We start from the raw sequence: 20,318 nt of genomic DNA, 5'->3' as shown, positions 1-20,318 counted from the left end.
GGGGGTATGGCTGAGAGGTCTATGCGTTCAGCTCGGCCAGGATCGCGTCGGTGAGTGCCGGCCAGACCTCGACGGCCCAGGGGCCGAAGGCCCGGTCCGTCAGGGTGACGCAGGCGGCGCGGGCGTCCGGGTCGACCCATAGGAACGTCCCGGACTGGCCGAAATGTCCGAAGGTGCGGGGTGAGGAGGAGGCGCCGGTCCAGTGCGGCGACTTGCCGTCGCGTATCTCGAAGCCGAGCCCCCAGTCGTTGGGCCGCTGATGGCCGTAGCCGGGCAGCACACCGGTGAGACCCGGGTGGACCACGGAGGTGGCCTCGGCCAGCGTCTCGGCCGCCAGCAGCCGCGGGGCCTGCAGCTCCGCCGCGAAGCGCACCAGGTCGTCCACGGTGGAGACGCCGTCCTTGGCGGGCGAGCCGGCCAGCTCGGTGCCGGTCATGCCGAGCGGCTCCAGCACCGCCTGGCGCAGATACTCCGGGAACGGAATGTCCGTGGCCTTGGCGATGTGATCGCCCAGCACCTCGAACCCGGCGTTGGAGTAGAGCCGGCGGTTGCCCGGCGCGGCGACCGAGCGGTGCTCGTCGAAGGCGAGCCCGGAGGTGTGCGCCAGCAGATGGCGCACCGTGGAGCCCTCCGGCCCGGCCGGTTCGTCCAGCTCCACCGCACCCTCCTCGACGGCGAGCAGCGCGGCGTAGGCGGCGAGCGGCTTGGTGACCGAGGCGAGGGGGAAGCGATGACCGGTCGGGCCGTACGATCCGGCCAGGGTGCCGTCCGCGCGTACGACGGCGGCCGCCGCCGTCGGAACCGGCCAGTTCTCGATCATCCGCAGGCTCTCCATGTCCCAGAGCCTAGTGGCGGGCGCCGCGCGGACTCACGGCACCCAAGGTTCCGCCAAATCTTCGCTTGCTTGGAGTGCACTCCAAGTCCATAGCGTTGAAGACGTCGATGAGGTGTGCGGATCGGCGACCTGCGAGAGGTGAATCGGCATGACCCTGATGGAGAGCGCCCCGGTGAAGGTCCGCGCCTGCGCGGGGAGGGGCGGGCGCCCCCGGCCCAGCGGGCGGGACGGCTACACGATCAGTGAGGTGGTCGCCCATACCGGGCTGACGGCGCACACGCTGCGCTGGTACGAGCGGATCGGGCTGATGCCGCATGTGGACCGTACGCACACCGGCCAGCGTCGCTTCACCCATCGCGACCTGGACTGGCTCGACCTCGTCGGCAAGCTGCGGCTGACCGGGATGCCGGTCGCGGACATGGTCCGCTACGCCGAGCTGGTGCGCGAGGGCGAGCACACCTTCGCCGAGCGCGAGGAGCTGCTGACCACGCACCGCGCGAATGTGCGGGAGCGGATCGCCGAGCTCCAGAGCACGCTCGAAGTCCTCGACTACAAGATCGATATCTACGCTGACGCCCGACGGGCGTCGGAGAGGTTTGACCCCGTATGAGTAACAGCACCAATGAGACCATCGCGACCGTCGGCCTGGGGGCCGGCGGACCGGAGGTCGGCGTCCAGGGCCTGGGCTGCATGGGCATGAGCTGGGGCTACGGACCGACCCATGACGAGGCGGAGGCGCGGGCCACGCTGGAGCGGGCCCTGGAGCTGGGCGTCACGCTTTTCGACACCGCCGATGTCTACGGCTTCGGGCGGAACGAGGAGTTCATCTCCCCCTTCGTCCGGGCCCACCGCGACCGAATCACCCTGGCCACCAAGTTCGCCATCGAGCGCGACGAGAGCGATCCGTTCGGCAACATGCGGGTCCACAACGACCGCCCGTACATCCGCCAGGCCATCGAGGGCAGTCTGCGGCGGCTGGCGGTCGACCATGTCGACCTGTACTACATGCACCGGCGCAACCCCGAGGTGCCGCTGGAGGAGAGCGTCGGCGCCATGGCCGAGCTGGTGGCCGAGGGGAAGGTCAAGCACCTCGGGCTGAGCGAGGTCACGGCCAAGGAGCTGCGCGCGGCGCACGCGGTGCATCCGATCGCGGCGGTGCAGTCGGAGTGGTCGCTGTTCACCCGCGATGTGGAGGGCGGCGGAGCGAACAGCGTCGCGGCCACCGCCGCCGAGCTGGGCGTCGCCCTCGTCCCGTTCTCGCCGCTCGGCCGCGGCTTCCTCACCGGCTCCTTCGTCCAGGCCGAGCAGGAGCTGAGCGAGGGCGACTCCCGCCGCCTGCAGCCCCGCTTCACCGGCGACAACGCGGCCGTCAACGCCGCGCTGCTGGAGCCGATCCGCAAGATCGCCGAGGCGCGCGGGGCCACGCTCGCCCAGATCGCGCTGGCCTGGGTGCAGCAGCAGGCCCAGGTGCACGGGCTCGCCGTGGTGCCGATCCCCGGCACCCGCACCCGCGCCCGGATCGAGCAGAACACCGGCGCGACCCGGATCGAGCTGAGCGCGGACGAGCTGGCCGCGCTGGAGCCGATCGCGGGACAGGTGGCGGGCGCCCGCTACGCCGATATGAGTCTGACGAGCGCGGGCCGCGAGTAGCCGCGCTCGGCTCAGCGGCGCGGGTTCGGCGGCGGCGCGTCGCGGCCATGGTCGTCACACACCGCGTGACGACCATGGCGGCGGGTCGCAGCACGCGGCGGCGGCCACCGTCTCCAGATCGCGCAGGCCACGGCGGTCGCGTCGGACGAGCCGACCTCGCTCCAGCAGCGCTCATCGGCGGCCAAAGCGTCCACGAAACGCGCATCCGCGCTGCGGCCTCCCGCAGCGGCACCCCCGCGCAGGCGGGCACGCCCACCGCGGCGGCCACACCGGGCCCAGCGGGTCGCGCCCGTCGCCTCGCCCGGGCGGTCCGGTGTGCGAAGAGGCACACACAGAGCGCGGTCCGTGTGTGGTGGTCGCGGTCAGACGAGACCTTGGCGGCAGTCCGGCCCCGTGCCCGGACTGCCGCCGTCCTCCTCGGCGCATCGCACGGCGTCGAAGTCCCCGAGCGCGATCCGCGAGAAGTTGCGCAGCGAGTCGGTTCCCGGCGCGAAGTAGCCGGTGTGGCCCCGGGCGCTCTCGGAGGAGACCACCCGGGCGCCGAAGGACGGATCGGTCGGGTCGTCGCCGTGGCCCAGGCCCAGGAAGTCATAGCCGGTGACCCGCCGGATCCAGTCGGTGCGGTCCCGCGCCGCCCAGACCCGGGCCCCGGTCCGCAGGGCCCCGGCGCTGTCCGCGCGCATCCCCGGGCTGCCCAGCACCACCAGGTCCAAGACGCGGGCGCGGTCCATCGCGGAGGCGGCAAGACCGCAGACCACCGAGCCGTAGCTGTGGCAGAAGACGGCGGGCGGGGCGTCGGCGGTCGCCGCGGTGGTCACGGCGAGCCCCGCGAGAAACCGGTCAAGGCGGGGCGCGCCCGCCTTGGCCAGCCGGCTGGTGGCGGCGTCCGGGCCCACCCCGACCGGGGTCGTGTAGCCGACCCAGGCGATGACGGCGGTCGGGGTGGTGGGCGCATCCTTGGCCATCTGCGCCCGCAGCGACCGCGCCATCCCGGCCGGGGCACCGTACGGATCGCCCGTACGGTCGAAGGCGTCCAGGTCGATGTCCGACCCGGGCACGATCACGGCCGTGCGCCGCGCCGTCGCCAAGTCCCCGTACACCTCGGCCACTTGGCCGCGGCCACGCGGATCGAAGGCGAGGATCTGGCGGCCGGGCGCGAGCAGCGCCGCGTACCGCTCGGCGAGCGGGCTCTCGGGGTCGGCCTTCCGCTCCTTGTGCCAGGCGGCCCGGATCGCCCGGGAGTTGGCCTCGTACCGCAGGCTCAGCGGTGCGCCGTCCAGATTGCCCACCACCTGGGGATGCCGGATGACCAGCGCCTTGCGCTGGACGTCGGTGAGCCGACCGAAGAACCGGGCGATCTCGGCGGGCGAGGTGGCGGCCGGATCGGGCAGCTCGCGCCCGGCCCCGCTCAGCGCATGGTCCGACAGCCATGCGGCGGTGCCGGGCGGCGGCCCGGTGATGGCCTGCTCCTCGTGGGCCACGGTCCAGCCGGCCGTCCCCGCCATGACGGTGATGGTGAGCGCCGCGGTGATCAGGCGTCGCGCGTAGTGCCTGGTGCGTAGCGTCTGGGACATGGCCGGGGCTTCCCTCTTCCGTCGGTGACGGAGGGAAAGGTAGGGAGCCGTCGGGTGGCGGTACGTCACCCCCCGGTGCCAAGTGGGATGTCATACCCCAGTAGGGGGTCGCGGCCCGGCCCGGGTCACTGGCCCGGCGTCACCAGGCCCGATTCATAGGCGAAGATCACCGCCTGGGCGCGGTCGCGGAGCCCCAGCTTGGCCAGCACCCGGCCGATATGCGTCTTCACCGTCTGCTCCGCGAGCACCAGCGACTCGGCGATCTCCTGGTTGGACAGGCCCCGCGCGATCAGCTCCAGCACCTCGGTCTCACGCGGCGTCAGCCCGCTGCGCCGCGCGGCCGGGCCGTCGCGGCGCGGGGCGGGGCGCTGGCGGGCGAAGTCGGCGATCAGCCGGCGGGTGACGGACGGGGCGAGCAGCGCCTCGCCCGCCGCCACCACCCGGACCGCGGAGATCAGATCGGCCGGTGGGGCGTCCTTGAGCAGAAAGCCGCTGGCCCCGGCGCGCAGCGCCTCGTAGACGTAGTCGTCCACATCGAAGGTGGTGAGCATCAGGACCTTGGGCCGGTGGATGACCCCGCGCGGCGGGTCCAGGAGCTGCCGCGCCGCCTCGAGCCCGTCCATCTCGGGCATCCGGACGTCCATCAGCACCACATCGGGGTGGGTGCGACGGCTGACCGCCACGCCCTCCCGCCCGTCGGGCGCCTCGCCGACGACGTCGATATCGCTCTGCGCGGCGAGCAGGGCGGCGAACCCGGCCCGCACCATCGCCTGGTCGTCGACGATGATCACCTTGATGGTCATGACGGGTCCGTCTCTTCGAGGTCCAACAGGGGGAGCCGGGCCGCGACGCGGAAGCCGCCGTCGGGGAGCGGGCCGGTGTCGAGCATGCCGCCGACGAGCCGTACGCGCTCGACCATGCCGACGAGGCCATGGCCGGTGCCGCTGGTCTCCAGGGGCTTGGTGGGCGCGCTGACCGGCGGGCCGTTGACCACCAGCAGGGTCAGCGCCGAGCGGTCCTCGGCCGCCGAGACGGCCACCCGGGTGGCGGCGCCCGGGGCGTGCCGCACCACATTGGCCAGCGCCTCCTGCACGATGCGGTACGCCGACAACCCCACGGCCTGCGGCAGCGGTTCGAGCTCGGCCACCTCGTCCGCGATGGTCAGCGTGGTCGGTATGCCGGCCCGTACCGTCGCCTCGACCAGTTGCGGCACCTGCCGCAGCCCCGGCTGCGGCGCCCGCTCACCGCGGGTCTCCTCGCTGCGCAACACGCCCAGCAGCCGCCGCATTTCGGCGAGGGACTCCCGGGCGGTGGCGGCGATGGTGGAGAACTCCCGCTCCGCCTCGGACGGCAGACCACCGATCCGGTACGGGGCGCTGTCGGCCTGCACGGTGATCACGGACATATGGTGGGCGACCACATCGTGCAGCTCGCGGGCGATCCGGGTGCGCTCCTCCAGCAGGGTGCGATGGGCCCGTTCGGCCTCGCTGATCGTCTCCTGCTCGGCCAGCCGCCGCTGGGCGTCGCCGCGCTCCCGCAGCGCCCCGGCGACCAGCAGCACCACTCCGCTGAGCACGAACAGCACCACATTGCTGCCGTTGCTCTTGTCCGGGAAGCCCATGCCGAGCGAGAGTCCGGCGGTGCCGGTGACCAGCCACACCGCCACCAGGGTGCGGCGCGGTTCGCGCAGCGCGAGGGCGAGCAGCAGGAAGAGATAGCCGATGATGGGGCCCGGCAGCCAGGGCCACACCCGGTTCTCCAGGTGGTCGGCGGTGCCGAGCACCACGAGGGCGCAGACGATGTCGGCGAGGAAGACGATCCACCACGCCTGCAGCGGACGGGTGACGGACAGCAGCAGCGGGGTGCTCTGGACGATGCCGATCAGCGTGGCCACGCCGCCGCCCACCCCGTAGTCGCCTGAGAGGACCTGGGCGGAGGTGGGGACCAGGATCGTGGTGAGGATCATCGCCACGCCGTACGGCACCCGGCGCAGCCAGCGCCGGGGCGACTGGGCGAACAGCGGGGTCGCCGGATAGCTGGGGGTGACCAGGGCCCGGGCGAGGGCGCCCGCCTGCCGCCGGGCGGCCTTGGGCAGGCTCTCGTGCGCGGTGGAGGAGGCGGCGGTGGACCCCGGGCCGGCGGCCGCGCCGGCCGGTGCGGAGGAGGGACCGGACACTTACAGCTCCGCCAGCAGCTCGGCCTTCTTCGCGCTGAACTCGTCGTCGGTCAGCAGTCCGGCCGTGTGCAGCTCGCCCAGATGACGGATGCGCTCGGCGATGTCCGCTGGGTCGCGGCGCGGGGCCCCGGCCCGGTTCGAGGACGGGGCGCCCTCGGGGCACGGCACCGGGGAGGAGGCCCGTATCGCCTCCAGGACGGCCGCGGCGAACGGCAGCGACTGGTGGACGAGGCCGTAGCCCATCCCGAACACGACGGCCGCCGGGTCCTGGTCGGGGCGGCCGAGGGGCTCGTCCTCGGCGGAGCGCCGCAGCAGCCGCAGATAGCCGTGGCCGCCGCCCTTGGGGGCGGCTTTGCCGGTGCCGTTCCTGGCCGTGCCGTCCTTGGCGGCACCGCCTTTGGCCGACGCACCTTTGGCGGAGCCCTCCTTGGTGGCGGTGCCCGCCGAGCCCCGGCTCTCCGGGGACCGCCACTCCACACCGGTCAGCTCGTCGATCCGGAAGTGCTGGTCCCCGACCTTCCACTTCTCCGAGGAGGCGCCGGTCCAGAACCATCGGAAGGAGATCGCCTTGCCGTCGAAGGACGCCTTGCCGTCGTACGCCTTGAAGGACAGCGGCGCCGGGGGCACGGTCACCAGATGCGCCTCGGCGGGGACGTCCGCGTCCGGGCAGAGGGACTCGCGTATCCGCTCCGCGTAGTAGTCCGCGAGCGTCTCCCGCTCGGCCGGCAGCACCAGGCGGTACGGGTCGTACGCCTCCTTGAGCTGGCCGTCCGCGGCGTCCATCAGGGGGTCGGCGCCTGGTCTGGGCACGGCGCGCAGCACCACCGTTCCCCGTTTGCCGACAGCGAGCTCCACTCCGGACAGCGCCTCGAAGGGGATGCGGCGTTCGCCGAGCGCCTGGAGCAGCTTCGGCGTGCGGATCCCCCGTTCGAAGCGGATGAGCATGGAGTCGGTGTCGAACTCCCAGACGGTCTGAAAACCGGCCAGCACATCACCCATGCGGCTCATCGTATGCGGCGGTGGCCCGCCCGTCCCCCTTTGAGGCTACGCGCGTCACTAGAGTTTCCGGTGTTTGCGCCGGCCGTCAGCGTAGCCCCGCGGTGCAGTCGTCGCCGTCGCCGCAGCTCACGGACTGGACAGCACCGATCCCCACCCGCGCGAAGTTGTCCAGGCTGGTCGTGCCCGGTTCGAAGTATCCGGCGTGTCCATCCGCCCCGTCCGCGGACAGCAGCCGGGCGCCGAAGCCCGAGGAGACCGGGTCCGCGCCATGGCCGAGCCCGCCGACCTCCAGATGCGGAATGTCCCCGATCCAGTCGCCGGAGTCCCGCATCGCCCACACCCGGGCGCTGGTGCCCAGGTCGGAGACGTGGTCGGCGCGCATCCCCGGGCTGCCGGCCACCGCGATATCGGTGACCTTGGGCGGCAGATCGCGGGCGGCGACCCCGCACACCACCGAGCCGTAGCTGTGGCACATCAGCGAGACCCGGGAGAGCGCGGGCAGCGCGTCGACCAGCGCGCGCAGCCGCACCGCGCCCTGGGCGGCCAGCTTGCCGGTGGCCGCGTCCATGCCGATCCCGGCCGGGGAGGTGTAGTCGGCCCAGGCGATGACGGCGGTCTTGGTGTCCGGGGCGTCGGCCCGCTCGTTCTCGTAGAGCGCGTGGGCCATCCCGACCGTGGCGGTGTACGGGCGCCCGGACTTCTGGAAGGTCAGGATGTCGGTGTCCACACCCGGCACCACGATCGAGACCCGGTTGGCGTGGGCGAGGTCGCCGAAGACCTCGGCGGCCCGTCCGCCGCCCGACGGATCGAAGGAGAGGATCTGCCGCCCGGCGCCCAGCAGGTCCTCGTAGCGGTCCATCCGGCGGGTCGCGTCGGAGCGGCCCATCGGGGTGAGCTGGGGGTCGTGCATCCGCTTGCGCTCATCGCTGCGCGCCTGGGTCAGGGCGACGCGGTTGGCCCGGAACCGCAGGGCCACCGGCGCGCCGTTGAGATTGCCCACGGCCAGCGGATAGCGCCGCACCAGGCGGTTCGTCTGGGCTTTGGTGAGCGAGTCGAACCAGCGGCCGAGGGCGCGCGGCGAGCCGTACGGATCGGGCAGCGCGCGGCCGCCGAGCGATCCGTTGCGCCAGGCGCTGATCGACGCGGAGAGCGCGTCCGGGGCTCCTTTGTGGCTCCGTACGGCCGTCCACCCGGTGGTGGCGAGGAGAACGAACACCACCGCCAGCGCGAGCAGGGCGCGCCAAGCGGTGGAACCGGGGGAGGGGGAGCCGAGCTCCGAGAAGGAAGTCACCGCGGCACACCCTAGGAGAAGCGTGGTGCCAGGTGCCAAATGCCGTGATTCATCTCACGTTTGACGGCGGGAATTCTTGGGAGCTATGTCGGAATTGGTGCTATTTATCCCATTGTTCGGCGAGGGTGGGGCCCACGTAATCAAGATGGAACGCGGTGAGGTCTCGCAACGTGACCATGCTGTCCTCGTCGCCCTCGCCCCACAGCTTCCCGGACACCCGGATCACTCCGCTGAACATCGCGACCACCAGCCGCGGCCGCGGGTCGGCGTCGATGTCCAGCCCCTCGCGGCGGGCGATCTCGCTCGCCAGCCGCTCCTCCATCTCGGCGGTGCGGCGCAGATGTACGGCCAGCAGGCTCGGCGTCGACTCGATCACCCGGTACATCCGCATATGGAGCTCGGGCGGCACCATCTGCTCGATCGCGTCCCCGATGCTGCCCCAGGCGTCGAGCACCGCGCCGCGCAGCGCGGCCAGCGGCGCCTCGTCCGCGGGGCGCCCGCACAGGGCGGCGAAGAAGTGGCATTCGGCCGACTCCTGGCTGGCGAAGGCGACCTCCTCCTTGTTGGCGAAGTACCGGAAGAAGGTGCGCTGGGAGACCTCGACCGCCTCGGCGATCTCGTCGACCGTCGTGTGCTCGTATCCCTGACGGGTGAACAACTCCAGCGCGGAGCGCACCAGGGCGTTCCGCGTCCGCTGCTTCTTGCGCTCGCGCAGCCCGGGCGGTGGTGGCGTCTTCGGGGCCGCCACTGCCTCGTCCGTTGTCACCTATCGGCTCGCTTTCTTTCGGCTCGGGGCCGCGTTGCGGCTGCTCAGGATACCTGTGACGCAAACGTCAGTTACCGGCGGATGAATCGGTTTGTCAATTGTCAGAGGCTGACATTAGCCTCCGGACATGACCTCTTCGACCACCGTCGCCGATTCGGCGCCGGAACCTCCCATAACCGATCCCCCGAAGGGGCTTCGGGGTCATCCATGGCTGACGCTCCTCACCGTCGCCCTCGGCGTGACGATGGTCGCCCTCGACGGCACGATCGTCGCGATCGCCAACCCGGCCATCCAGAAGGACCTCGGCGCCTCGCTCGCCGATGTGCAGTGGATCACCAACGGCTATCTGCTGGCCCTCGCCGTCGCGCTGATCACGGCGGGCAAGCTGGGTGACCGCTTCGGCCACCGCCAGACCTTCCTGATCGGCGTCATCGGCTTCGCCATCTCCTCGGCCGCCATCGGCTTCTCCGGCGAGGTCTCGCTCGTCGTGGTGTTCCGGGTGCTGCAGGGCCTGTGCGGCGCGCTGCTGATGCCCGCGGCGCTCGGACTGCTGCGCGCCACCTTCCCCGCCGAGAAGCTCAACATGGCGATCGGCATCTGGGGCGCGGTGATCGGCGCCTCCACCGCCGCCGGCCCCATCGTCGGCGGACTGCTCGTCGAGCACGTCAACTGGCAGTCGGTCTTCTTCATCAACGCGCCCGTCGGCGTGCTGGCCCTGGTTCTGGGGCTCCTGCTGCTGGTCGACCACCGCGCCGAGAAGGCCCCGCGCTCCTTCGACCTCCCCGGCATCGTGCTGCTGTCCGGTGCGATGTTCTGCCTCATCTGGGCGCTGATCAACGCCGCCGACTGGCACTGGACCGACCAGCGCACGCTGCTCTTCCTGGGCCTGTCGGTGGTCTGCTTCGTCGTCTTCGTCTTCTGGGAGAGCCGGACGCGGGAGCCGCTGCTGCCGCTCAGCATGTTCCGTTCGGTGGCGCTGAGCGCGGGCACCGTGCTGATGGTGCTGATGGCCTTCGGCTTCATGGGCGGGCTGTTCTTCGTCACCTTCTATCTGCAGAACGTGCACGGGCTGAGCCCCGTCGACAGCGGGCTGCGGCTGCTGCCGCTCACCGCGATGATGATCGTCGCCTCGCCGCTGGCCGGTGCGCTGATCACCAAGTTCGGGCCGCGGATGCCGCTGGTGACCTCCATGGTGATCACCGCCGTCTCGATGTTCGGCCTCTCCCGGCTGGACGTGGACAGCGGCGGCCTCGAGATGTCCATCTGGTTCGCCCTGCTGGGTCTGGGCCTCGGCCCGGTGATGGTCGGCGCCACCGAGGTCATCGTCGGCAACGCCCCGATCCAGCACGCCGGTGTCGCCGGCGGCCTCCAGCAGGCCGCGATGCAGGTCGGCGGCAGCCTCGGCACGGCCGTCCTGGGCGCGGTCATGGCGGGCAGGGTGGACAACACGCTGCCGCAGAAGTGGGCCGACGCCGGGCTGCCGCCGATGCCCAAGGGCGCGGAGTCCAAGGCGTCGGACGCCGTCGAGGTCGGCATCGCCCCGGTCACCAAGAGCACTCCGCCGGAGATCGCGGGGAAGATCACGGCCGTCGCGCATGACACCTTCGTGTCAGGGATGGGCCTCGCCTTCACCGTGGCGGCCATCGTCTCGGTGGTCGCGGCGCTGGTCGCGGGCTTCACCAAGCGCGGTGAGAACGCGGAGGCGGCCGGCGGGAGCGTCCACATCTGACCCCTCGCGGTCAACCCCCTATCAGGGTGGACCTCGATCGACCCCATGGTGGCGAACGGGAGCCGGCGGACACGCTGGCTCCCGTTCTGTTCTTTCCACGGTTTCCACACGGGGAGCGAAAACGACATGCGCAAGATCACTACGGCCGCCGCGGTCTCGGCTCTGGCCCTCACCGCCACTCTCGCCGCCACCCTCGCCCCGGCCGCGACGGCCGCCACGGCCCGGGCCGCCGCAGCGCCACCGCGCTTGGGGAACTGCGCCGCCGGTCAGCTCTGCCTGTGGCGGAGCGGCGGCTTCACGGGGGCGCGCCAGACCCATGAACTGGCCGGCGTCGACATCGAAAGCTGTGTCCCCCTGCCGTCCGGCACGACGGCGGCCTCGCTGGCGAACCGGACGGGCCGTCCGGTGACGGCGTATCAGAGCGCCGAGTGCGCGGAGACGGCCGAATTCCGCACGTACCCCACGGGGTCCTGGGCCCCCGAAACCCCGTACCAGGTACGGGCCTTCAAAATCTGGGAACGCTGACCGGGCAGGGGCCCACACCGGATCCCGCGGTCACCTTCGCCTGATGCCGGCCAGACGGACGCGGGCCGCCCGGCGGGCTGTTCCCCTACCCGCCCCTTCCCGAACCAGGGTCTCCGCCTCTGGACCCCGGGTGCCCTTCGGGTACGGGGTCATGCGCCGTGCGGGGGGCGGTGGGTGGTCTCCGGCCGCCGTTCGGTGGGGCGGCGGCGATCGGGTGCGGTCTTGCCGCTCCGGGGTTTGGCCTGATGCCGGTCGGACGACCGTGGTCGGTCCGGGGTCTGGGTGTTTCCCTAGCCGCCCTTTCCCGAACCAGGGTCTCCGCCTCTGGACCCCGGGTGCCGTTTGGGTACGCGGTCATGCGCCGTGCGGGGGGTGGTGGTCTCCGGCCGCCGTTCGGTGGGGTGGCGGCGATCGGGTGCGGTCTTGCCGCTCCGGGGTTTGGCCTGATGCCGGTCGGACGACCGTGGTCGGTCCGGGGTCTGGGTGTTTCCCTAGCCGCCCTTTCCCGAACCAGGGGCTTCGGCCCCTGGACCCCGGGTGCCGTTTGGGTACGCGGTCACGTGCCGTGCGGGGGGCGGTGGGTGGCCCCACCGCCGCCCGTGGGGCGGCCACTGCGGTGCGGCCGCCGCTCCCGGGGTCCGGCCGAAGTGCCAGGTCCGGCGCTCGGGCCCGGGTCAGGGGCTCCGCCCCACACCCCGGCCCCAGGGGGCGGAGCCCCTGACCCGGGTGGGGTGCGGGGGTGCCGCCCCCGCACCCCACCCCCTGTCCGCCATGGGCTCCGCCCGGGGCGGAGCCCATGGCGGACAGGGGCGCCGGGGCACACGAAAACGCGGGGGCGGGCCGGGGATCCAGTCCGCCCCCGCGTCGGGGGTCACTGCCGTCGCAGACGGCTTGCGCGTCGGGGGTCACTGCCGTCGCAGACGGCTACCGCGTCACGGCTCCGCGCCGTCGTAGACGGCTACGCGTCGCCGCCCGCCGCGCCCGGGTCGGCTGCGGCTACGTCCAGGAGCTGGTAGCGGTCGATCGCCTGCTTCAGGGCGGAGCGGTCGATCTTGCCGTCGCGGGCCAGTTCCGTCAGGACACCGAGCACGATCGACTCGGCGTCGATGTGGAAGAAGCGCCGGGCCGCGCCGCGCGTGTCGGCGAAGCCGAAGCCGTCCGCGCCCAGGGACTGGTACGTGCCGGGCACCCAGCGCGCGATCTGGTCGGGAACCGCACGCATCCAGTCGGAGACGGCCACCTTCGGGCCCTCCGCGTCCGCCAGCTTCCGGGTGACGTACGGAACGCGCTGCTCCTCCTCCGGGTGGAGCAGGTTGTGCTCCTCCGCCTCGACGGCATCGCGGCGCAACTCGTTCCAGGAGGTGGCCGACCAGACGTCCGCCTTGACGTTCCAGTCCTCGGCCAGGATGCGCTGGGCCTCGATGGCCCACGGCACCGCGACACCGGAGGCGAGGATCTGCGCCGGGATGGCGCCCTTCTCGCCCTGCCGGTAGCGGTAGAGGCCCTTGAGGATGCCCTCGCGGTCCACGTTCTCCGGCTCGGCCGGGTGCTGGATCGGCTCGTTGTAGACGGTGAGGTAGTAGAAGACGTCCTCACTGTTCTCGCCGTACATCCGGCGCAGACCGTCCTGGACGATATGGGCGATCTCGAAGCCGTACGCCGGGTCGTACGCGACGACCGCGGGGTTGGTCGAGGCCAGCAGCTGGGAGTGGCCGTCCGCGTGCTGCAGACCCTCACCGGTCAGGGTCGTACGACCGGCGGTCGCGCCCAGGACGAAGCCGCGCGCCAGCTGGTCGGCCATCTGCCAGAACTGGTCACCGGTGCGCTGGAAGCCGAACATCGAGTAGAAGACGTAGACCGGGATCAGCGGCTCGCCATGCGTGGCGTACGCGGAGCCCGCCGCGATCAGCGAGGCCGTACAGCCCGCCTCGGAGATGCCGTCGTGCAGCATCTGCCCGGTCGCCGACTCCTTGTAGGCCAGCAGCAGCTCACGGTCGACCGACTCATACGTCTGGCCCAGCGGGGAGTAGATCTTCGCCGAGGGGAAGAGCGAGTCCATGCCGAAGGTGCGGTACTCGTCGGGCGCGATCGGCACGAACCGCTTGCCGATCTCCTTGTCCCGCATCAGATCCTTCAGCAGCCGCACGAATGCCATGGTGGTGGCGATCGACTGCTGGCCGGTGCCCTTCTTGAGCGCGGCGTAGGTCTTGTCGCCCGGCAGCTGCAGCGGCTTGGCGCGCACGACACGGGTCGGCGCGTAGCCGCCCAGCGCCTTGCGGCGGTCGTGCATGTACTGGATCTCCTCCGAGTCCCGGCCCGGGTGGTAGTACGGCGGCAGGCCGGACTCCAGCTCCCGGTCCGGGATCGGCAGGTGCAGCCGGTCACGGAAGCGCTTGAGGTCGTCGACCGTCAGCTTCTTCATCTGGTGGGTCGCGTTGCGGCCCTCGAAGTTCGGGCCGAGCGTCCAGCCCTTGACGGTCTGCGCGAGGATCACCGTCGGCTGGCCCTTGTGGGCCTTGGCCGCCGCGTACGCCGCGTAGATCTTCTTGTGGTCGTGGCCGCCGCGGCCCAGGTGCAGGATCTGGTCGTCGGTCATGCCCTCGACCATCTTGCGCAGCCGCTGGTCCTCGCCGAAGAAGTGGTCGCGGATGTAGCCACCGGTCTCGGTCGCGTACGTCTGGAACTGACCGTCCGGCGTGGTGTTCAGCTTGTTGACCAGGATCCCGTCCCGGTCCTGCGCCAGCAGCGGGTCCCAGGTGCGGTCCCACACCAGCTTGATCACATTCCAGCCGGCGCCGCGGAACTGCGACTCCAGCTCCTGGATGATCTTGCCGTTGCCGCGCACCGGGCCGTCGAGCCGCTGCAGGTTGCAGTTGACCACGAAGGTCAGGTTGTCCAGGCCCTCACGCGCGGCCAGGGAGAGCTGACCGAGCGACTCCGGCTCGTCCATCTCGCCGTCGCCCAGGAACGCCCAGACGTGGGAGTTGGAGGTGTCGGCGACGCCGCGTGCCTCCATATAGCGGTTCATCCGCGCCTGGAAGATCGCGCCGAGCGGACCCAGGCCCATGGAGACCGTGGGGAACTCCCAGAAGTCCGGCATCGACCGCGGGTGGGGATAGCTGGACAGCGCGTGACCGAGCTTGGACTTCTCCTGACGGAACCCGTCCAGATGGTCCTCGGTCAGGCGGTCCAGCAGGAAGGCCCGGGCGTAGATGCCGGGGGAGGCATGGCCCTGGAAGAAGATCTGGTCGCCACTGTCGTGGTCCTTGCCCCGGAAGAAGTGGTTGAAGCCCACGTCGTACAGCGAGGCGGACGAGGCGAAGGTGGCGATGTGGCCACCGACCCCGATCCCCGGACGCTGCGCCCGGGAGACCATCACCGCCGCGTTCCAGCGGGTCGCGTTGAGGACCTTGCGCTCGATCTCCTCGTTGCCGGGGAAGAACGGCTCGCTCTTGGTGGCGATGGTGTTGACGTAGTCCGTGCTGCGCATCTCGGGCACGGCGACACGCTTCTCGCGGGCGCGCTCGATCAGGCGAAGCATCAGGTAGCGGGCACGTTCCCGGCCTCGCTCATCGACGGCTGCGTCGAGCGAGTCGAGCCATTCCTGGGTCTCTTCGGGATCGAAGTCCGGGACCTGGCTGGGAAGGCCGCCAATGATGATCGGGTTGCGATCGGATCCGGAAGCCACGCTATTCCTTCGCTTTTCGGTCGTGCTGTGCACGCACATGGATTCGTGCTCTGCTGCTGTAGCGCCGTTGTCCATCGTGTACCTCGGGTACGGGATACGTCACCTCTACCGAGTGGTAACCATCACCAGGTGAGACGGGCGCTCCGGCGGCCGTTCGGCGTGCGACGGCCGAATCGCAACCTTACGCCCACGACCGGGGTCGTCTGCGTACGGCCGTTCGGCGCCGGGGCGGCGTAAGGTGGCTAGACACACACGTAAGCCGGACATCTTCGGGCAATACGGTCGGCCGCGCGCCGTTGCGTGTCGTTCCTCCATGATGGGAGTTGCGGCGACACGTCAACGTTTGGGCGGGATCGCTGGCCGGGTACTTGCGCGATCCGCCCGGCCCGTGTGGACTACGCCCAAGCCCTCGCGTACGCGCGCGGGGCCCCACAGACTCGAAGAGTGAATGCAAGATGACAGGAGGCAATCCGTGAGCGCGACCGCGGACCACGCGGAGGAGCGGACCAACCCTGCCGCGAGGCTGGGTTTTCAGCCCGAACAGGTGGTCCAGGAGATCGGCTACGACGACGATGTCGACCAGGAGCTCCGCGAGTCCATCGAGGAGATCACCGGCCAGGAGCTCGTCGACGAGGAGTACGACGATGTGGCCGATGCCGTTGTGCTGTGGTTCCGAGAGGACGACGGCGATCTGACGGACGCGCTGGTGGACGCCATCCAGATGATCGACGACGGCGCACCGGTCTGGCTGCTGACGCCCAAGACCGGCCGTGACGGCTATGTCGAGCCGAGCGACATCAATGAGGCCGCGACCACCGCAGGCCTGTCCCAGACCAAGAGCTTCAACGCGGGCAAGGACTGGACGGGCAGCCGTCTGGTCACGCCGAAGGCCGCTCGTAGCGGCAAGCGCTGAGGCTGGCGGATCCACACCTCAGAGCCCCCCTCCGTTCCCTTTCGGAGGGGGGCTCTGCACGTAGGGTGGACGCGCACCACATGATCATTCGAACGTGATCTTTCGAACGTGAGCGAAGGGATATCCCCCATGGCGATAGAGGTCGGTGCGAAGGCCCCCGACTTTCAGCTGAAGAACCAGCACGGCGAGTCGGTCAGGCTCTCCGACTTCCGGGGCGAGAAGAACGTCGTGCTGCTCTTCTACCCGTTCGCCTTCACCGGCGTCTGCACCGGCGAGCTGTGCGCGCTCCGTGACGAGCTGCCGACGTTCGTCAACGACGAGGTCCAGCTGCTGGCGGTCTCCAATGACTCGCCGTTCAGCCTGCGGGTCTTCGCCGAGCAGGAGGGGCTGGAGTACCCGCTGCTGTCGGACTTCTGGCCGCACGGCGAGGCCAGCCGCGCCTACGGCGTCTTCGACGAGGACAAGGGCTGCGCGGTGCGCGGCACCTTTGTGATCGACAAGGAGGGCGTGGTGCGCTGGACGATCGTCAACGGTCTGCCCGACGCCCGGGACCTGAACGACTACGTCAAGGCCCTCGAAACCCTGTAGGAGCGGGGAACCGCTCACTAGGATCGACGCGTTGATCCTGATGGGAAACCTTTGATGAAGGGGCACACAGTGCTCCTGACGAACCTTTTTGGGAGGACTCGTGGGAGTCAGCCTCAGCAAGGGCGGCAATGTCTCGCTGACCAAGGAAGCCCCGAACCTGACCGCGGTCGTCGTGGGTCTGGGCTGGGACGCCCGCACCACCACGGGCACGGACTTCGACCTCGACGCCAGCGCCCTGCTGACCAACGCCGAGGGCAAGGTCGGCAACGACCAGAACTTCGTCTTCTTCAACAACCTCAAGAGCCCCGACGGCTCCGTGGAGCACACCGGTGACAACATCACCGGTGAGGGCGAGGGCGACGACGAGCAGATCAAGGTGAACCTGGCGGGCGTCCCCGCCGATGTCGCCAAGATCGTCTTCCCGGTGTCGATCTACGACGCCGAGACCCGGCAGCAGAGCTTCGGCCAGGTCCGCAACGCCTTCATCCGTGTGGTGAACCAGGCCGACGGCAATGAGCTGGCCCGCTATGACCTCTCCGAGGACGCCTCGACCGAGACCGCCATGGTCTTCGGCGAGCTGTACCGGAACGGGGCGGAGTGGAAGTTCCGCGCCATCGGCCAGGGGTACGCCTCGGGCCTGCGCGGCATCGCGCAGGACTTCGGCGTCAACGTCTGAGCGAGCCGTTCGAGGGCCGTCACCGGCCGTCCAAGGCTGTTCAGGGGCCCGTACGAGGCCGCATGCGGCCTGCGCGCGAGGCCATCCGGCGCCGCACCCCCGCGCCCCAGAGGCAGGGGTGCGGCGCCGGACGCGCATCACCCACGCACCACCCCGGGGAGGAATCAGCATCATGGGCGTCACACTCGCCAAGGGGGGCAATGTCTCCCTCTCCAAAGCCGCTCCGAATCTCACACACGTGCTCATCGGCCTGGGCTGGGACGCGCGCTCCACCACCGGAGCGCCGTTCGACCTCGACGCCAGCGCGCTGCTGTGCCAGTCGGGGCGGGTGCTCGGCGATGAGTACTTCATCTTCTACAACAACCTCAAGAGCCCCGAGGGCTCCGTCGAGCACACCGGCGACAACCTCACCGGGGAGGGCGAGGGCGACGACGAGTCCCTGCTGATCGATCTGGTCAAGGTCCCGGCCGAGGTCGACAAGATTGTCTTCCCGGTCTCGATCCATGACGCCGATACCAGGCGCCAGACGTTCGGGCAGGTCAGCAACGCCTTCATCCGGGTGGTGAACCAGGCGGACGGCCAGGAGCTGGCCCGCTACGACCTCTCCGAGGACGCCTCCGGCGAGACCGCGATGATCTTTGGCGAGGTTTATCGCTATGGGGGCGAGTGGAAGTTCAGGGCCGTGGGGCAGGGGTACGCGTCGGGTCTGCGCGGCATCGCTCTAGACTTCGGAGTCAACGTTTCGTAAAGCCGCGTAATAACGCGCGGGGGAGACCTTACGACGAAGGATTGGGTAGGAAGTGCTCCTCAAAACCTTTGGTTGGTCGTTCGCCATCACGGTGATCGGTCTGGCCCTGGCCGGCGTCCTCTGGGGGTGGAAGGGGCTCGCGATCGTCGGGATCCTCTCGATCCTGGAGATCTCGCTCTCATTCGACAATGCGGTCATCAATGCGGGCATTCTCCGCAAGATGAACGCCTTCTGGCAGAAGATCTTCCTGACGGTCGGCATTCTGATCGCCGTCTTCGGTATGCGTCTGGTCTTCCCGGTGATCATCGTCGCCATCACGGCGAAGCTGAGTCCCGTCGAGGCCGTCGATCTCGCGATCAACGACAAGGACAAGTACGAGCACCTGGTCACGGCGGCGCATCCGGCGATCGCGGCCTTCGGTGGGATCTTCCTGCTGATGATCTTCCTCGACTTCATCTTCGAGGACCGGGACATCAGGTGGCTGGGGTGGCTGGAGAAGCCGCTCGCCAAGCTGGGCAGGCTGGACACGTTCTCGGTCGTCGTCGCCCTGGTCGTGCTGCTGATCTCCGCCACCACCGTGGCCACGGACGTGGCCCACGGCGGTGGTGACAAGAGTTCCACCGTCCTGTTGGCCGGTGTCGCCGGTCTGGTCACCTACTTGATCGTCGGCGGCATCTCCAGCTACTTCGAGGACAAGCTCGAAGAGGAGGAGGAAGACGACGACGAGGCCGACGAGGCCAAGGGCGCTGACGAGGACGGCGAGGAGACCAAGAGCGCCGCGAACGCCCAGCTCAACGGCAGCGGCGGGCGTGGCTCCAGCGGTGCCTCCGTGGCCGGCCTCGCCGGCAAGGCCGCGTTCTTCCTGTTCCTCTACCTCGAGGTCATCGACGCGTCGTTCTCCTTCGACGGGGTCATCGGCGCCTTCGCGGTCACCAACGACATCTTCGAGATGGCGCTGGGTCTGGGCATCGGCGCCATGTACATCCGGTCGCTGACCGTCTACCTGGTCCGCAGGGGCACCCTGGACGACTACGTCTACCTGGAGCACGGCGCGCACTACGCGATCGGCGCGCTCGCCGTCATCCTGCTGGTCACGATCAAGTACGAGATCAACGAGGTCATCACCGGCCTGGTGGGCGTGGTGCTGATCGCCGCCTCGTACTGGTCCTCGGTGGTGCGCAATCGCCGGCTGGCGGCCGAGGGCGAGGGCTCGGAGACCAAGACGGAAGTCACCTCCGGAGTCTGAGTCCGACCGAAGTCACTCCCGGAGACCGACCTCCGGGAGTGTGACGCGGCGGTGTTTGAGGAACGCTCTGAGCGGGGCGGCCGAGGTCTTCCGACCTCCCGGCCGCCCCGCGGCAGTTGATCGGCTTTGAGGCAGCGGAGCCACGAAGGGTGGGGGTGCGCACCATGGCGTTCTGGAGCAACTGGGGACGGTCCGCGTGGCGTGAGTTCGAGAGCGGCGACGCGTCCGGTGTGGTCGAGCTGACCAAGCGGCAATCGACGATCTCGCTGACCAAGCAGGGAGCCGCCAGCGGCAATCTGCGGATCAATCTCTCCTGGCAGATGCGCACCTCGGACTTCAACAGCAGGGCGGGGCGCGGCTCGCTGCGCCACCCCCTGCGGATGTTCAAGCCCGAGCCGGTGCAGGCCCAGGGGCCCGCGATGGTCAATGTCGACCTCGACCTCGCGGTGATGTACGAGCTGAAGAGCGGCACCAAGGGCGTGGTGCAGCCGCTCGGGGAATTCTTCGGCAATCTCAACGAGGCGCCGTACGTCAAGCTCAGCGGGGACGACCGGTTCGGCTCCGGATCGGGCGAGACGGTCTACGTCAACATGGACCACAAGGACGACATCAAGCGACTGCTCGTCTTCGTCTACATCTACGACGGCACCCCTGCCTTCGACCGCACCCACGGCCTGGTCACGCTCTATCCGAGCAATGGGCCGCGGGTGGAGATCGCGCTCGACGAGCGGGCCCCGCAGGCCCGCTCCTGCGCCGTCGTGCTGATCGAGAACGTCAAGGGCGAGATGATGGTCCGCCGCGAGGTGAAGTACGTCTACGGTTTCCAGGCGGAGCTGGACCGGCTGTACGGATGGGGCCTCCAGTGGGGCCGGGGCTACAAGTCGAAGGTGTGACCGGCTGCCCGTGGTGCGGCC

18 protein-coding genes and 1 pseudogene are annotated in these 20,318 nt (G+C 70.1%); 10 read left to right on the top strand and 9 right to left on the bottom strand.

The annotated features are described in order from the left end of the window. Positions 1-19: 19 nt before the first annotated feature. Positions 20-835, bottom strand: coding sequence for a serine hydrolase domain-containing protein (locus tag BLV72_RS09185; RefSeq protein WP_093461487.1), 816 nt, complete (start codon positions 833-835; stop codon positions 20-22). A gap of 148 nt (positions 836-983) precedes the next feature. On the opposite strand from BLV72_RS09185, the gene BLV72_RS09180 reads away from it, so the two are divergent. Next, positions 984-1,445, top strand: coding sequence for a MerR family transcriptional regulator (locus tag BLV72_RS09180; protein ID WP_093461485.1), 462 nt, complete (start codon positions 984-986; stop codon positions 1,443-1,445). Continuing rightward, positions 1,442-2,485 (top strand): aldo/keto reductase, encoded by a 1,044-nt coding sequence (locus tag BLV72_RS09175; protein ID WP_093461484.1) that lies wholly within the window; start codon positions 1,442-1,444, stop codon positions 2,483-2,485. Before BLV72_RS09180 ends, BLV72_RS09175 begins: the two co-directional genes overlap by 4 nt. 128 nt (positions 2,486-2,613) lie before the next feature. Here the strand turns inward: BLV72_RS09175 and BLV72_RS49720 are convergent. From BLV72_RS49720 to BLV72_RS09145, 7 genes and pseudogenes are all read right to left on the bottom strand, one after another. Next, a pseudogene (locus BLV72_RS49720) lies at positions 2,614-2,759 on the bottom strand (bifunctional uroporphyrinogen-III C-methyltransferase/uroporphyrinogen-III synthase); the annotation flags it as partial. Positions 2,760-2,847: 88 nt separating this feature from the next. Further along, positions 2,848-4,059 (bottom strand): alpha/beta hydrolase, encoded by a 1,212-nt coding sequence (locus BLV72_RS09170; RefSeq protein WP_093461482.1) that lies wholly within the window; start codon positions 4,057-4,059, stop codon positions 2,848-2,850. A gap of 125 nt (positions 4,060-4,184) precedes the next feature. Continuing rightward, positions 4,185-4,862: a response regulator gene (locus tag BLV72_RS09165; protein WP_093461481.1), complete on the bottom strand. Its 678-nt coding sequence runs from the start codon at positions 4,860-4,862 to the stop codon at positions 4,185-4,187. Beyond that, complete coding sequence (locus BLV72_RS09160) at positions 4,859-6,235, bottom strand: sensor histidine kinase (RefSeq protein ID WP_093461479.1); 1,377 nt, start codon at positions 6,233-6,235, stop codon at positions 4,859-4,861. Before BLV72_RS09160 ends, BLV72_RS09165 begins: the two co-directional genes overlap by 4 nt. Beyond that, positions 6,236-7,234, bottom strand: coding sequence for a DUF4429 domain-containing protein (locus BLV72_RS09155; protein ID WP_093461478.1), 999 nt, complete (start codon positions 7,232-7,234; stop codon positions 6,236-6,238). Between the two features lie 85 nt (positions 7,235-7,319). Then, positions 7,320-8,525 carry an alpha/beta hydrolase gene (locus BLV72_RS09150; RefSeq protein WP_093461476.1) on the bottom strand — a complete coding sequence of 402 codons (1,206 nt, stop codon included), beginning with the start codon at positions 8,523-8,525 and terminating at the stop codon, positions 7,320-7,322. Positions 8,526-8,625: 100 nt separating this feature from the next. Continuing rightward, positions 8,626-9,291, bottom strand: a complete 666-nt coding sequence (locus BLV72_RS09145; RefSeq protein ID WP_093461474.1) for a TetR family transcriptional regulator — start codon at positions 9,289-9,291, stop codon at positions 8,626-8,628. A 127-nt stretch (positions 9,292-9,418) separates the two neighbouring features. Between BLV72_RS09145 and BLV72_RS09140 the strand changes: the two genes are divergently transcribed. Further along, positions 9,419-11,020, top strand: a complete 1,602-nt coding sequence (locus tag BLV72_RS09140; protein WP_093461472.1) for an MFS transporter — start codon at positions 9,419-9,421, stop codon at positions 11,018-11,020. A 126-nt stretch (positions 11,021-11,146) separates the two neighbouring features. Further along, positions 11,147-11,545 carry a peptidase inhibitor family I36 protein gene (locus BLV72_RS09135; RefSeq protein WP_093461471.1) on the top strand — a complete coding sequence of 133 codons (399 nt, stop codon included), beginning with the start codon at positions 11,147-11,149 and terminating at the stop codon, positions 11,543-11,545. A gap of 958 nt (positions 11,546-12,503) precedes the next feature. Here BLV72_RS09135 and aceE read toward each other — a convergent pair. Further along, entirely contained in the window at positions 12,504-15,233 is a 2,730-nt protein-coding gene (aceE, locus tag BLV72_RS09130; RefSeq protein ID WP_093461469.1) for a pyruvate dehydrogenase (acetyl-transferring), homodimeric type, read from the bottom strand. A 472-nt stretch (positions 15,234-15,705) separates the two neighbouring features. Here aceE and BLV72_RS09125 point away from each other — a divergent pair, with 472 nt between their 5' ends. The 6 genes from BLV72_RS09125 to BLV72_RS09100 all read left to right on the top strand — a co-directional run bounded on the left by BLV72_RS09125 (position 15,706) and on the right by BLV72_RS09100 (position 20,297). Next, positions 15,706-16,146 (top strand): DUF3052 domain-containing protein, encoded by a 441-nt coding sequence (locus tag BLV72_RS09125; protein WP_014060347.1) that lies wholly within the window; start codon positions 15,706-15,708, stop codon positions 16,144-16,146. Between the two features lie 129 nt (positions 16,147-16,275). Then, on the top strand, positions 16,276-16,734 hold the full coding sequence (locus BLV72_RS09120; RefSeq protein WP_093461468.1) for a peroxiredoxin: 459 nt from the start codon (positions 16,276-16,278) through the stop codon (positions 16,732-16,734). A gap of 100 nt (positions 16,735-16,834) precedes the next feature. After that, complete coding sequence (locus BLV72_RS09115; RefSeq protein WP_009718272.1) at positions 16,835-17,410, top strand: TerD family protein; 576 nt, start codon at positions 16,835-16,837, stop codon at positions 17,408-17,410. A gap of 172 nt (positions 17,411-17,582) precedes the next feature. Beyond that, positions 17,583-18,158, top strand: coding sequence for a TerD family protein (locus BLV72_RS09110; protein WP_059146703.1), 576 nt, complete (start codon positions 17,583-17,585; stop codon positions 18,156-18,158). A 52-nt stretch (positions 18,159-18,210) separates the two neighbouring features. Further along, positions 18,211-19,404: a DUF475 domain-containing protein gene (locus tag BLV72_RS09105; protein WP_093461466.1), complete on the top strand. Its 1,194-nt coding sequence runs from the start codon at positions 18,211-18,213 to the stop codon at positions 19,402-19,404. Between the two features lie 164 nt (positions 19,405-19,568). Further along, the gene (locus BLV72_RS09100; RefSeq protein ID WP_093470263.1) at positions 19,569-20,297 is read left to right on the top strand and encodes a TerD family protein; all 729 of its coding nucleotides are present in this window, start codon (positions 19,569-19,571) and stop codon (positions 20,295-20,297) included. Positions 20,298-20,318: the final 21 nt, after the last annotated feature.

Source organism: Streptomyces melanosporofaciens (assembly GCF_900105695.1).
In the GTDB taxonomy this organism is placed as follows: domain Bacteria; phylum Actinomycetota; class Actinomycetes; order Streptomycetales; family Streptomycetaceae; genus Streptomyces; species Streptomyces antimycoticus.
Note: the sequence above shows the minus strand (reverse complement) of the source record. Positions and strands in the feature narration are given on the sequence as shown.

Bases quoted from the DNA above. Each gene is read 5' to 3' on its own strand.
- BLV72_RS09100 (WP_093470263.1), top strand. From the start codon at position 19,569: ATGGCGTTCTGGAGCAACTGGGGACGGTCCGCGTGGCGTGAGTTCGAG.
- BLV72_RS09120 (WP_093461468.1), top strand. From the start codon at position 16,276: ATGGCGATAGAGGTCGGTGCGAAGGCCCCCGACTTTCAGCTGAAGAAC.
- BLV72_RS09170 (WP_093461482.1), bottom strand. From the start codon at position 4,059: ATGTCCCAGACGCTACGCACCAGGCACTACGCGCGACGCCTGATCACC.
- BLV72_RS09110 (WP_059146703.1), top strand. From the start codon at position 17,583: ATGGGCGTCACACTCGCCAAGGGGGGCAATGTCTCCCTCTCCAAAGCC.
- BLV72_RS09180 (WP_093461485.1), top strand. From the start codon at position 984: ATGACCCTGATGGAGAGCGCCCCGGTGAAGGTCCGCGCCTGCGCGGGG.
- BLV72_RS09140 (WP_093461472.1), top strand. From the start codon at position 9,419: ATGACCTCTTCGACCACCGTCGCCGATTCGGCGCCGGAACCTCCCATA.
- BLV72_RS09185 (WP_093461487.1), bottom strand. From the start codon at position 835: ATGGAGAGCCTGCGGATGATCGAGAACTGGCCGGTTCCGACGGCGGCG.
- BLV72_RS09155 (WP_093461478.1), bottom strand. From the start codon at position 7,234: ATGGGTGATGTGCTGGCCGGTTTTCAGACCGTCTGGGAGTTCGACACC.
- BLV72_RS09165 (WP_093461481.1), bottom strand. From the start codon at position 4,862: ATGACCATCAAGGTGATCATCGTCGACGACCAGGCGATGGTGCGGGCC.
- BLV72_RS09175 (WP_093461484.1), top strand. From the start codon at position 1,442: ATGAGTAACAGCACCAATGAGACCATCGCGACCGTCGGCCTGGGGGCC.
- BLV72_RS09135 (WP_093461471.1), top strand. From the start codon at position 11,147: ATGCGCAAGATCACTACGGCCGCCGCGGTCTCGGCTCTGGCCCTCACC.